At 70.5% G+C, this 12,593-nt stretch carries 13 protein-coding genes and 2 pseudogenes; 9 read left to right on the top strand and 6 right to left on the bottom strand.

What is annotated here, in order from left to right:
• Positions 1-386, top strand: a pseudogene (locus ACWEFL_RS35730) (hypothetical protein); the annotation flags it as partial.
• Between the two features lie 92 nt (positions 387-478).
• On the opposite strand, the gene ACWEFL_RS35725 reads toward ACWEFL_RS35730, so the two are convergent.
• The 4 genes from ACWEFL_RS35725 to ACWEFL_RS35710 form a co-directional block, all read right to left on the bottom strand.
• Positions 479-1,099: a TetR/AcrR family transcriptional regulator gene (locus ACWEFL_RS35725; protein WP_451721207.1), complete on the bottom strand. Its 621-nt coding sequence runs from the start codon at positions 1,097-1,099 to the stop codon at positions 479-481.
• Between the two features lie 149 nt (positions 1,100-1,248).
• Positions 1,249-1,995, bottom strand: coding sequence for a phosphatase PAP2 family protein (locus ACWEFL_RS35720; protein WP_451721205.1), 747 nt, complete (start codon positions 1,993-1,995; stop codon positions 1,249-1,251).
• A gap of 299 nt (positions 1,996-2,294) precedes the next feature.
• Positions 2,295-3,230 carry a M56 family metallopeptidase gene (locus ACWEFL_RS35715; RefSeq protein ID WP_451721203.1) on the bottom strand — a complete coding sequence of 312 codons (936 nt, stop codon included), beginning with the start codon at positions 3,228-3,230 and terminating at the stop codon, positions 2,295-2,297.
• Between the two features lie 94 nt (positions 3,231-3,324).
• Entirely contained in the window at positions 3,325-3,870 is a 546-nt protein-coding gene (locus tag ACWEFL_RS35710; RefSeq protein ID WP_451721201.1) for a DUF5134 domain-containing protein, read from the bottom strand.
• Between the two features lie 234 nt (positions 3,871-4,104).
• On the opposite strand from ACWEFL_RS35710, the gene ACWEFL_RS35705 reads away from it, so the two are divergent.
• Complete coding sequence (locus ACWEFL_RS35705) at positions 4,105-4,704, top strand: GNAT family N-acetyltransferase (protein WP_451721199.1); 600 nt, start codon at positions 4,105-4,107, stop codon at positions 4,702-4,704.
• 119 nt (positions 4,705-4,823) lie between these two features.
• On the opposite strand, the gene ACWEFL_RS35700 is transcribed toward ACWEFL_RS35705, so the two are convergent.
• Positions 4,824-5,474 (bottom strand): glycerophosphodiester phosphodiesterase, encoded by a 651-nt coding sequence (locus ACWEFL_RS35700; RefSeq protein WP_451721209.1) that lies wholly within the window; start codon positions 5,472-5,474, stop codon positions 4,824-4,826.
• A gap of 413 nt (positions 5,475-5,887) precedes the next feature.
• Between ACWEFL_RS35700 and ACWEFL_RS35695 the strand changes: the two genes are divergently transcribed.
• The 5 genes from ACWEFL_RS35695 (at position 5,888) to ACWEFL_RS35675 (ending at position 10,523) form a co-directional block, all read left to right on the top strand.
• Complete coding sequence (locus ACWEFL_RS35695; RefSeq protein WP_451721197.1) at positions 5,888-7,303, top strand: DUF6421 family protein; 1,416 nt, start codon at positions 5,888-5,890, stop codon at positions 7,301-7,303.
• A 26-nt stretch (positions 7,304-7,329) separates the two neighbouring features.
• Entirely contained in the window at positions 7,330-8,082 is a 753-nt protein-coding gene (locus ACWEFL_RS35690; protein WP_451721195.1) for an SDR family NAD(P)-dependent oxidoreductase, read from the top strand.
• Positions 8,061-9,155: a threonine aldolase family protein gene (locus tag ACWEFL_RS35685; protein WP_451721193.1), complete on the top strand. Its 1,095-nt coding sequence runs from the start codon at positions 8,061-8,063 to the stop codon at positions 9,153-9,155. Before ACWEFL_RS35690 ends, ACWEFL_RS35685 begins: the two co-directional genes overlap by 22 nt.
• 83 nt (positions 9,156-9,238) lie before the next feature.
• Positions 9,239-9,817 (top strand): transglutaminase-like domain-containing protein, encoded by a 579-nt coding sequence (locus ACWEFL_RS35680; protein ID WP_451721191.1) that lies wholly within the window; start codon positions 9,239-9,241, stop codon positions 9,815-9,817.
• Between the two features lie 13 nt (positions 9,818-9,830).
• Positions 9,831-10,523, top strand: a complete 693-nt coding sequence (locus ACWEFL_RS35675; protein ID WP_451721189.1) for a B3/B4 domain-containing protein — start codon at positions 9,831-9,833, stop codon at positions 10,521-10,523.
• Positions 10,524-10,600: 77 nt separating this feature from the next.
• On the opposite strand, the gene ACWEFL_RS35670 is transcribed toward ACWEFL_RS35675, so the two are convergent.
• A complete protein-coding gene (locus ACWEFL_RS35670) occupies positions 10,601-11,323 on the bottom strand; it encodes a lysophospholipid acyltransferase family protein (RefSeq protein ID WP_451721187.1) in 723 nt (240 codons plus the stop codon).
• 319 nt (positions 11,324-11,642) lie between these two features.
• Between ACWEFL_RS35670 and ACWEFL_RS35665 the strand changes: the two genes are divergently transcribed.
• On the top strand, positions 11,643-12,170 hold the full coding sequence (locus ACWEFL_RS35665; RefSeq protein WP_451721185.1) for a flavin reductase family protein: 528 nt from the start codon (positions 11,643-11,645) through the stop codon (positions 12,168-12,170).
• A gap of 342 nt (positions 12,171-12,512) precedes the next feature.
• A pseudogene (locus ACWEFL_RS35660) lies at positions 12,513-12,593 on the top strand (electron transfer flavoprotein subunit beta); the annotation flags it as partial.

The following is a 12,593-nucleotide window of genomic DNA, read 5'->3' as shown; positions in this document are numbered from 1 at the left end:
CCGACACCGAGAACTGCGTCGCCCACAACGGCTCCATCATCCCGGTCAAGGGCCGCGACCTCATGGTCCAGGCGTGGTACCAGGGCGGTGTCTCCTTCTGGGACTTCACCAACTCCTCCCAGCCGAAGGAGATCGGCTACTTCGAGCGCGGCCCGATCTCGGCCACCTCACTCGTCGGAGGAGGCAGCTGGTCGGCGTACTACTACAACGGCCACGTCTACTCCAACGACATGGCCAAGGGCCTCGACGTCCTGAAGATCAACGACAAGCGTACGGACCCGGCCAAGCGGGTGTGGATGGACGAGCTCAACGTCCAGACACAGCCGGACTACTTCGACGACTTCGACGACGACGATGACGACGACGATGACGATGACGACGACTGATCCCGGTAGGTCCCACGGGTCCGCCTGACCCGTCGGACCGAACCGGGCCGGCCTCGCGCCGGAGTCGGAACCGAACCGGCCTCGCGCCGGAGTCAGCGCACGTGCCGCCGGGCGGGATTCCCGCCCGGCGGTTCGCCCATCTCCCAGTCCAGCCCGTACCGCTGGAACAGCTCCGCCCGCAGCGGCTCCCGCGGCAGCGGGGCTCCCGGCAGCACGATCGCGAAAACGGGTCCCATCAGCTGGGCCCGCAGCAGGGCGGAGTCCGCGTCCACCGTCCGCGAGCCGTACCCCTCCAGGGTGTCGCGCAGCACGGCGGCCAGTCGCTGCTGGTCCGGGCAGTGCGCGGAGTCACCCGCCTGCAGCACCCCTGACATATGGGCCCGCATCAGCAGGGGATGGTCGACGGCAAGCCGGAGCACGGCGTCGATGGCCCGCGCCAGCCGTTCGCGCCCGTCGTCGGTGCGGGGCTCGCGGTTCAGCGCCGCCTCGACGGTCCGGTGCATCAGCCGGTGCACGGCCGACTGCAGAAGCTGGCGTTTGCCCGGGAAGTAGTACGAGACCAGACCCCGCGCCGAGCCCGCGCGGTCGGCGATGTCGGCCAGCGTGGTCGTCTCGTACCCCCGCTCGCCGACCAGCTCCACCGTCGCCTGGAGCAGCCGCTCGCGAGAACGACGGCGCAACTCTTCATTGACCGATGCGCTCCGCGGGCACATGCTGTACTCCTGCGTTGACTGGCTCTCAGCCAATATACTCAGCGCGTCCCGCCGAAGGTCCTTCAGGAGGTCCTCCAGGGCCTGGTCGGCGGGGAACCGGCCGGGACCGGACGACGCGGGGGATCGTCCGGTCCCGCCCGCTCTCTCTCCTATCTCGATTGTCCTCCCGTCGGTCGGCTTCCGGGCGCGGCCGGACGGCCCCAGGTCCGCTCCGCCCACGGGTAGCAGGCGATCGAGAAGGCCACCAGGGCCCCGCCCATCAGCCAGCCGCCGAGAACGTCGGTGGGCCAGTGCACCCCGAGGTACATCCGGGTCCAGCCCACTCCGACCACGGACACCGCCGCCACCGCGACGCTCCACGACCAGGCACGCCCGGTCGTCCCCCGGCGGCGCAGCAGCCACAGCAGCAGTCCGCAGGCGACCATGGCCGTCAGCACATGGCCGGAGGGGAAGGCCGAGAAGTGGGCGGTGTCGACGGGGTCCGGCCACCGGGGCCGCTCGCGCCCCACCGCGTACTTGACCGACTGCTGGACGACGGTGCCCAGCGCGAGTGTCCCGGCCAGCCAGCTTCCGAGCAGCCACTCCCGTCGCCACCACAGCAGGCAGACGACGGCGCCGACCAGGGCCCGCATGGTCCAGGGATCCCAGACCCAGTCGGTGAGGATGCGGTTGACCCGCACCAGCCCCGGCTCCACCACGGCCCGGTGGTGCAGCGCCTGTGCCACCGAGCGGTCGAAGGACACCAGAGGGGACCAGGAGAGCACGACCAGTACCAGGAGCACGGCCGAGAGGACGGTCAGGACCATGCCCGCACGGGCCGGTCCGCTCGGAAGGCGGGGACGCGGGCGGCACACGGGCACAGGGGGAGTGGGCGGTGCGGATCCGGGCGGTTGCATGGGAAGGATCTTCCCCGCCGACGGGGGCGCGGCGCTATCGCGGAGTGCGGAGATCTGGTGCGGAATCCCCGTCTCCGGCTGTCTCCGCCGGTTCTCCGACCGTCTCCGGTGTTCCGGAGTCTCGGGCGTGCCGGGCGGTGTGGCCGTCCCCGAGGGCGCGCGCCGGGCGGGGGCGGCGAGAGAGGCCGGCCTCGCCCGGGGCCGGACGATCGCGCCGGGCGGTCGCGCGGTACGGCTGCCTCCCGGAGGCCGGGGCCGGACAGCCGCGTCCGGAGGGATCGTGCGGGGAGGGCCGCGGACTACCCCAGCGCGCGGAGCGCCGGCACGAAGGCCACCAGCAGCGGGACCACCGGCACCAGCGCGGCGGCGGCCGTCAGCCGCAGTCTGCGGACCGGGGTCAGCCGGGGGGCGGCCGACAGCAGCCGGTGGATCCGTCGCGGCAGTTCGGCGTCCTGCGGCGGACACGGGCCGAACACCCCGCGTTCCTCGTTGAGTTCGACCAGGGCGAGCGCGATCGTCAGCCGCCCGAAGCGCTTGGAGGCGACATCGTCCGCGGCCAGTTCCACCAGCCGGTGCATCTCGTCGCGGAACGCCGCGAACACCGGGACCTGCGGAAAGCCGTTGGCGAGCGCGGCGGAACAGTGCAGCAGCCAGTCGTGCCGGGCCCGCGCGTGCCCCTGCTCATGCGCCAGCACCGCATCGAGCTGACGGCCTTTCAGCCTGCGCAGCGCGGCCGTGGTGATGACCAGTTGCGGTGCCGCCCCCGGCAGCCACCAGGCGTGCGGACGCTCGCCCTCCAAGACGACCAGTCGCTCGCCGTCCACCGACTCGCCCGGCATCAGCGGAGCGCGCACCAGCAGCTCCCTACGCCGCTGCCTGCGCTGGGCCCGTGTGCCGCGGATCTCGCGGGTGAGCATCGCCGCCGACCACAGTCCGCCGCACGCCAGGACGACCGCGATGACGGCGGCCCACGGACCGTTCGTGCCGAGCGCGTACGCCTCGACGACTCCCTGCGGCGCCGGGGCGAAGACCCGTCCCCGTACGAGCTGCCAGGCCGCGGCGGCACTGAAGACCATGGAGAGCGCGAACGACAGCAGCACCGCCGCCACCACGCACTGCCACACCCAGAGCGCCACGATCGGCTCGCGTTCCGACCAGCCGGCATGCGACACCAGCCGCGGGGCCACGACGGCGGCCAGCGCTCCGAGCGACAGCAGCACGAGGGAGACCAACATGACATCAAGCCTAGGAGCGCCGGGCCACCTGCGGGTATGACCTTGCGTGGCAAGTGATGTACGACACGGTTCACGTGGTCCCGTCGGGCGCCGTTCACAGGGCGGCCAGCATTGCCACCATCGCGAGCCCCATCGCCAGCCGGCAGGCCGGGGCCAGCCCCGGCGACGGCCCGGCCCGCGCCGCGCCGGGAGCGCCCGAGGCGGCCGGAACGGGCACCAGCCGCACGCCCGCGCGCAGCACGAACACCACGTGGTATGCCAGCAGCGCGCCGGTCAGCACGGGTATCCCGGCCGCCGAATGTCCGCCGTGGTCCGCGCCCGGGGCCATCGCCACGGCCATGTAGACCATCGCGAGCGAGCCGATGAGATGGTGCAGGTGGCGGATGCCGTGCCGGGTCTGCCAGAGCGCGGCGAGCGTGGTCGCGCCGAAGACGGCGGCGTACACCGCCCATGTCCAGCGCGGCAGGGCGAACACGGCCGCGGGGATGGCCATCGCCGCCATCCCGAACCCCATCAGGGCCTCGCCGCCCGCCGTCCGGCGGGCCTCTCCGGAGCAGGCGCGCATCCGCACCAGGCAGTACGCGGCCGTCGTTCCGCACAACGCGACGAGCAGCCAGCCGGACAGCACCGGACCGTGCACGGAGCACCTCCCCCTGGTGACGGTGTCGGGAGATCGATGCCCCGGCGCGGAGGGGCACACGCGAGCGCACGGAGGTGAACGGGGAGCACGCGCGGGTCTATGCGCGGTGGCGGTCACGGACGCGGGGCCCGGAGGCAAGGCCCCGGCCCGGACCCGCCGTCCCCGTAGGCTCAGGGCGTCCGCCCGCTCACGACGCGGCTTCAGGGGCACAGGGAGAACGGAGAGCCAACCACCATGGAGAGCGGCACCACCACCGAAACCGCCGTCGGCACCGGCACCGACACCGGCACCGCGCCGCCCGGCGGCTCGGGCGAACTGACCTTCCGCGCCGCCGTCGACGCCGACGTGCCGATGATCGTCGATCTGATCCAGTCCGCGTACCGGGGCGACTCCAGCCGGAGAGGATGGACCACCGAGGCCGATCTCATCGGTGGCACGCGCATCGACGCGGCGGGCGTCCGAGAGGTCATCGTGTCCCCCGGCAGCCGGATGGTCGCCGTGGAGCGCGACGGCGAGCCGGTCGCGTGCTTCCAGCTCGAACACCGGGGTGACGCGGCGTACTTCGGCATGTTCGCCGTCCGCCCGGGGCTTCAGGGCGGCGGGCTCGGCCGGCTGATCATCGCCGAGGCGGAGCGGGCGGCGCGCGAGGAGTGGGGTGTGCGCGAGATGCACATGACCGTGATCTCGCTGCGGGACGAGCTGATCGCCTGGTACGAGCGGCGCGGCTATCGCCGTACGGGAGAGCTGACCCCGTTCCCGTACGGCGACGAGCGCGTCGGCACCCCGTTCAGGGACGACCTCACCTTCGAGTTGCTGGTGAAGGACCTCGGCTGAGGGCTGACGGGCGGTCGCCGGGCCCGGCCGGTTTCTCAGCCGCCGGAATCCGGAGACCGGATTTCTCCTGCTGTGACCGGAGAAGCTCGCAGCGCGGTGAAGGTGCCCGGCCAGAGGAACTAGGCCGTGAACCGGCCCGTGCGCCGGATCTCGGGGAAGTCCGTGGTGGCGCCGTCGAGTTCGAGGGCGCGTACCAGCCGTAGGTGCTCCTGGGTGTTCACGACCCAGCCGATCACCGAGATGCCCTCGTCGTGCGCGTGCTCGGTGGTCTCCAGGGTCAGTCGGCGGATGTTCAGCGCGAGCGTGCCCGCGCCCACGGCCTTCGCGCGGTCCACGATGTCGCCGCCCCAGCGGCTCGCGATGAGGACGGTCCGCACACCGGGCACGAGGGAGGCGATCTCCTTCACCGCGTCGTCATGGAAGGAGGAGACCGTGACCCGGTGGACGAGATCGCGGCCCAGCAACACCTCGGCGAGCGCCCGCGCGGCCGCCACGTCCTTGATCTCCGCTTGAAGGGGAGCGTCCACGGCTTCGAGGACCTCGTCGAAGACCGGTACGCGCTCCCCTTCTCCCGCGTCCAGCTCGCGCAGTTCCTGCAGCGTCTTCTCGGCGATGGGGCCCGTGCCGTCGGTCGTGCGGTCCACGTCCGCGTCGTGCATGACGACGAGCGCGCCGTCCTTGCTGAGATGCAGATCCAGCTCGATGGCGTCCATGCCGGACCGTTCGGCCCGGATGAAGGAGCGCAGGGTGTTCTCCGGTTCGACGCCCATGACCCCGCGATGACCGATGGTGAGGAAAGTCAAGATTCTCTCGCTTCCGTCGACGGCGGCTCCCCGCGCGGCGCGGCCTGACGACGCCGCTCGGCAAGGAGGCAGCCTAATGGTCTGATCCAGCGGGGGAACCGGTCGCGCACGGCGGAGTGGAGCAGTCGGCCCCGCGGATTCGCTCCCCCGGGCCGCCGTCCCTCGAGGGATCCGTTTCACCCGTGCGTGGGCGCGTCCCGAGGGACGCTTGACGGCGACCCGGCCCGATCGGTGGAACCTCCGCGAGCGCATCCGGTCACCGTAAACCTTCCGGTGATCATGGGGGAGGTGCAGGATAATTTGCACAGGACCCACTTGTACGGAAGAACTCCCCATGGATACGGTGTCTTGACGCGAGGCTCTCCTGTGGAGGAAGTGACATGACGGAAATTCTTGTGCAGGACGCTGCCGCAGCGCCCATATCCACCGCCGACCGGGTGATCGACCACCCGGCCTGGCCGAGGCTCAGGAATGCCGTCGAGGAGATCCGCCTCTGGCAGTCCAAGGACGGCTCGATCGACTTCGACGCCGACGGCACGCCCACCCGGATCGCCGCCGAGGCCGCTCTCGACCGGGTGCTGGACGCCGTCGAGGAGCTCTCCCCGCTTCTGCCGCACGATGCCGTGTACCACCGCGCACTAGTTGCCGACCTGCACAAATGGGCGGACAGTGCCTTCGGTGTTCCGGACTTCCTGGACTCGCTGCTCGCCTTCCAGCCCGCGGCCCGGCGCGCCGACGGACTCCAGCACCTCGTCGTCTTCCCCATGTACACGCAGAACGGCAACCCGGACCGCAATCTGGAGGCCGTCGTCCTGCGCATGGTGTGGCCCGAGTGGCTCGCCGAACTGGAGCGCACCCGCTACGACAACCCCCTCTTCTGCGGGATCACCTTCGAGGACTTCACCTCCGGGTACGACACCAACTCGGCCGTGCTCTTCCCGGAGACCATCGCCGTGCGCGAGGCCCCCGAGCGGTTCACCTGGGGCGGCATCTTCTGCGACCGCGAGGCCGCCCGCTTCCGTGCGGTGACCACCGAGGCCGTGAACATCCTGGGGCTCGACCTGCCCGAGGACATCCACGAGATGATCCTGGACCAGGAGCGCTGCCAGGAGGCGTTCGTCCTGTGGGACATGGTCCACGACCGCACCCACAGCCACGGCGACCTGCCCTTCGACCCCTTCATGATCAAGCAGCGCCAGCCGTTCTGGATGTACGGCCTGGAGGAGCTGCGCTGCGACCTCACCGCCTTCAAGGAGGCCGTACGACTGGAGGCCGACGGCGTCGCCCAGGGCCGTGACGTCCAGTACGCGGTGCTCTTCGACCGCATGTTCCGCTTCCCGGTCACCGGCGAGCGTGTGCGCAACTACGACGGTCTGGGCGGCCAGCTGCTCTTCGCCTACCTCCACAAGCACGATGTCCTGCGCTGGACCGACAACACCCTGAAGATCGACTGGGAGCGCGCACCGCAGGTCACCAACCAGCTCTGCGCCGAGATCGAGAAGCTCTACCGCGACGGTATCGACCGCCCCAAGCTCGTCCACTGGCTCGCGGCGTACGATCTGGTCTCGGCCTATCTCGCGCCGCACCCCGGCTCCCGCTGGGCCAAGGGCCCCGACGCCCTCGATCTGTCCCTGCCGCCCCGCAAGCTCGTCGACGACGTGCTTCCCGACGAATTTCCGCTCAGCATGTTCTATGAGGCCCTGTCCAAGAAGCTGAAGAACGTGATCGCCTCTACCAAGGGCATCACGGGGTCCGGCGCGGTGGCCGCCGGCGCCGCTTCCGGGGCAGCCGCGTGACCACTCGTACCGAGGAGGCGACCGCCATGAAGAGTTCCAACGGTCCGCTGGAGGGGGCCGTGGTCGCGGTCGCCGGCGCGGCGGGCCCGGCGGGGCGCGCCACACTGCTGCGGCTCGCGGAGGCCGGGGCCGTCGTCGTCGGCTCCGACGCCGACCCCGAACGCCTGGCCTCCGCGGTCGACGCCGCGCGCTACGCCCACGGGGGCGCGACCGTCACCGGCGACACCGTCGACCTCCTCGATCTCGCCGCCACCCGTGAGTGGGCGGACAAGACCGAGAAGGAGTTCGGCCGGATCGACGGTCTCGTCCATCTCGTCGGCGGCTGGCGCGGCAGCGCGTCCTTCGCCGAGACGAAGCTCACCGACTGGGACATGCTGGAGCGGCTCCTCATCCGCACCGTCCAGCACACCTCCCTCGCCTTCCACGACGGACTCGCGCGCAGCGACCGCGGACGGTATCTGCTGGTCAGCGCGGCCGGCGCCAGCAATCCCACCGCTGGCAACGCCGCCTACGCCGCCTCCAAGGCCGCGGCCGAGGCATGGACGCTCGCGCTCGCCGACGCCTTCCGCAGGGAGGGGGGCGAGGACGGCCCCAGGGCCGCGGCTGCGATCCTGGTCGTGAAGGCTCTGGTGCACGACGCCATGCGCGCCGAGCGCCCGAACGCAAAGTTCGCGGGCTTCACGGACGTGACCGAACTGGCCGAGGCCATCGCCGGTGTCTGGGACCGGCCCGCCAGGGAAGCGAATGGACAGCGCCTGTGGCTGACGCCCCAAACGTGAAGAACGCCCCCACGGCGGCCCGCCGCCATCACGACCCCTCGGTACGAGGCTTCGCCAGCGACAACTACGCGGGCGCGCACCCGGAGATCCTCGCGGCACTCGCCCTCGCCAACGGCGGCCACCAGGTCGCCTACGGCGGGGACGAGTACACCGAGCACCTCCAGCGCGTCATGCACAGCCACTTCGGCCCCACCGCCGAGGCGTTCCCGGTCTTCAACGGCACCGGCGGAAACGTCACGGCACTCCAGGCGCTCACCGACCGCTGGGGTGCGGTGATCTGCGCCGAGACCGCGCACATCAACAGCGACGAGGGCGGCGCGCCCGAGCGGATGGGCGGGCTGAAGCTGCTGACCGTGCCGACCCCGGACGGAAAGCTCACCCCCGAGCTGATCGACCGGCAGGCATGGGGCTGGGAGGACGAGCACCGCGCGATGCCGCAGGTCGTCTCGATCACCCAGAACACCGAGCTGGGCACGGTCTACACCCCGGCCGAGATCCGGGCGGTCGTCGAGCACGCGCACGCGCGGGGCATGAAGGTCCATCTCGACGGCGCGCGGATAGCCAACGCGGCGGCTTCACTGGACGTCCCCATGAGGACCTTCACCAACGCCGTCGGCGTCGACGTGCTCACCTTCGGCGGTACGAAGAACGGCATGCTGTTCGGCGAGGCCGTCGTCGTCCTCAACCCCGACGCCGTCAGCCATATGAAGCATCTGCGCAAGCTGTCGATGCAGCTCGCCTCCAAGATGCGGTTCGTCTCCGTACAGCTGGAGGCGCTGCTCGCGCAGGACCTGTGGCTGCGCAACGCCCGCCACTCCAACGCCATGGCACAGCGGCTCGCGGACGGCGTACGCCAGGTCGACGGCGTGGAGATCCTCCACCCGGTACAGGCGAACGCGGTCTTCGCCCGACTGCCGCACGCCGTGAGCCTGCGGTTGCAGCGGCGCTTCCGCTTCTACTTCTGGGACGAGGCGGCCGGTGACGTCCGCTGGATGTGCTCCTTCGACACCACCGAGGACGACGTGGACTCCTTCGTCCAGGCGCTGAAGGAAGAGATGGCGCACCAGGAGTAGCCACCAAGGACAGTTTCGTATGGCTATGCGGCCGACCGGAAATTCATTGATTCCGGTCGGCTGTCTGCTTAGGGTCGTCGCTCATGGAGTTGATACAGCAGTCGCCCGATCTGTCCGCCTATCTCGCGGCCGACGAGGCCATCGACCATGAGCACCCGCTGGTGCGGGAGACCGCGACCCGCCTCCGTGGTGACAGTAGTGATGTATATGCATACGCCAAAACGGCTTTCGAGTTCGTACGCGACGCCATCCCGCACTCCCATGACGCGGGAGATCCGCGCGTCACCTGGCGCGCCTCGGACGTGCTGCGGCTGCGCACCGGCATCTGCTACGCCAAGTCCCACGCCCTGGCCGCGCTCCTGCGCGCGGAGGGCGTTCCAGCCGCCCTCTGCTACCAGAACCTGGGCGTCGTTCACGGGCTGGTCGCGGTGAAGGTGCCCGGACGCGATTCCTGGGCGCGGCAGGATCCGCGAGGCAACAAACCCGGTGTCGACGCCCAGTTCTCACTCGACCGGGAACAGCTTGCGTTTCCCGTACGACCGGAGTTCAGCGAAGTGGACTATCCGGTCCTGTATGCTGCACCGCATCCCGTGGTGCTCCGCGCTCTGAAGGCAGCGACCGACCGGGAATCCCTCTGGCCGAATCTCCCCACCGAACTGTGAGGCACTTCCCGGCATGACGCTCGCACTCACCGTCTCCGACGAGGTCAGGGCTCTCGCGCCCGGCTTCAGACATCTCGCCATCGAGGCGCGCGGCCTGGTCAACAGCCCCAGCAGCGAGGAGAGTTCGGCCCTTCTCGACGCCGCCGCCCGCAGGCTGGCCGACCGCCTCGGCGGGCTGGCGCCCCACGAGGACCCGCATATGGCCGCCTGGCGCGAGGTCTACACGGCCTTCGGCTCCAAGCCGTCCCGTACGCGCAACTCCGCCGAGGCGCTGGCCAAGCGGGCGCTCGCCGACGGCGGGCTGCCCCGCATCAACGTACTGGTCGACCTCTACAACGCGATCAGCGTCGCCCATCTGATCCCGGTCGGCGGCGAGGACCTCGATCACATCAAGGGCGGTATGCGGCTCGTACGCGCCACGGGCGACGAACCGTTCGTCACCGTCTCCTCCGGCGAGGAGAAGACCGAGTACCCGGATGCCGGGGAGGTCGTCTGGCGCGACGACGAAGGCGTCACTTGCCGCCGCTGGAACTGGCGGCAGGGCCCGCGCACCCGGCTCACCGAGGAGTCGGTGAACGCGGTCTTCCTGCTGGAGTCGCTCGACCCCATGACGGACGGCGAACTGGCGGCGGCCGGCGCCGAACTGGCCGAGTCCCTGGAGAAGCTGAGCCCCGGCGCACGGATCACCGTCCACGCGCCCCGATAAGCGGCCGGCCCCGGCACACGCCCCGGTAAGCGGCCGGCCCCGGCGGCTTCGCGCGGCGGTCCCAGCGGTCCGGCGGTTCAGCGCGCCTCGCGCACCTCGGCCGCGGTCGGAGCCGTACCCCCGAGGTGCGCGGGCACCCACCAGGTGTCCGACGCGTCCTTGGGGCGTACCGGATAGGAGCGCTGGGCGGCTTCGAGCAACTCCTGCACGCGCTCGCGCAGCCGACGGGTGATGGCGCCCGCGTACTGGTCGGCCGGGGCCTCCATCGGCTCGCCCACCCGGATCGTCACCGGGATGTGGCTGCGTTTGAAATTACGCGGCCGGCCCTTGGTCCACAGTCGCTGCGTGCCCCACAGCGCCATCGGGATCAGCGGCACGCCGGCCTCCTGCGCGAGGCGCGCGGCACCGGACTTGAACGACTTCAGCGTGAACGACTGGGAGATGGTCGCCTCGGGAAAGACGCCGATGATCTCGCCGGACCGCAGCGACTGGAGTGCGTGCTGATACGCGGTCTCGCCCTGCTTGCGGTCCACCGGGATGTGCTTCATCCCGCGCATCAGCGGACCGGAGACCTTGTGCCGGAAGACCGAGTCCTTCGCCATGAAACGCACCAGACGCTTCTGGGGCAGAGCGCCGAGACCGGTGAAGATGAAGTCCAGATAGCTGATGTGATTGCTGACCAGCACGGCACCGCCCGAACGCGGGATGTTCTGCGCCCCTTGTGTGTCGATCTTCAGGTCCAGCGCCTTGAACAGGGTGAGAGCGGCGCCGATGACCGGCCGATACACGAGCTCTGCCATCTGGGGAGGACCCTTCTGTCGTGCCCGGGGAGGGTTCTCCCGGTGGAAGTTACGCAGCCGTAGGTTTTCGGCACTGGGCAGATCGTGCCCCATGGGGGGCCCGGTGACCAGTCCTGGCGGCGACGGTCGGCGAGATTCTTGTCACGTCCCTACCGGCACCCCCGGACGCGGAACCGCTACCGCCGGGCGGGCCCGGTTCGGCGGATGACGAACCGTGAGTCGCGTCGCACTTCCCCACCGTACTTGACTGCCTCCGCCACCTATCGCCACGCTGGCGCTGCGTACGAAGATCCTTCTCTCTCCGGGCAGGCTCCCCTCCATGACGGCTTCGCCCGAATCAGATGTTCCGCTCCCCGGCCCGGCCGCCCCGCGCCCCGGCTCGCCCGAACTGCTCCGTTCCGTCTTCCGGCGGCACGCCGCGGGCGTCGCGGTGATCACGGCCAGGGGGGAGGCCCCCGCCGGTTTCACGGCGACCTCGCTCACCTCGGTGGCGGCCGAGCCTCCGCTGATCTCCTTCGGCGTCGGTACGGAGTCCTTCAGCTGGCAGGTCATCGAGCGAGCCGAGTACGTCGGCGTCCACATACTCGGCGAGCATCAGCGGGAACTCGCCGCCACGTTCGCGCGCAGGGGATCCGACCGGTTCGGACCGCCCACGCGCTGGCGCGGCGGTCCCGAGGGCGTACCGGTGCTCGACGGGGTGCTCGCCTGGATGGTGGGCCGGGTCGTCTCCCGGATCCCCGCCGGGGATCACCGCATCGTCGTCGCCGAGGTCGTCGCCGGGGATTCCAACGGTGCCGGACGGCCGCTCGTCCACCATCAGGGGCGCTTCGGCGGACTGCGGGACTGAGCCCCCGCCCGAGCGTGGCGGCGGGAGGGAAGCGACGGCCGGCGCTGAACTCCGCCGTCGGTACTGAATACCGTGCGACGGTCGCCCGCGCGGCTCACGGGTGGGACAGAGGCGGAGGGGCCCGGTTACGCAGCGTTGGCAACGTCACAGTTCCAAGCGCTTGCTTAGCGGGTAGATTGGACGGTGGGTACCGGTGAGTAATGCTTCGTTCGGGGTGCCGCTCGCCTCGACCGGAAACCCCGCCCGCGGGCATTTATGCTGCCTGAGAAGGCGGGCCCAGCCCCTCGGGCGCGGGAACACCACGGAAATGGCCACTGCAAGACCGCGAGTAGGAGAGCCGGCGTGAGTCTGAGGATTGTTGTCTGTGTGAAGTTTGTGCCTGATGCGACGGGTGATCGGGGGTTCGCGGGTGATCTGACGGTG

It is taken from the genome of Streptomyces sp. NPDC004838, assembly GCF_053600955.1.
This window is presented reverse-complemented; position numbering and strand designations above follow the sequence as displayed.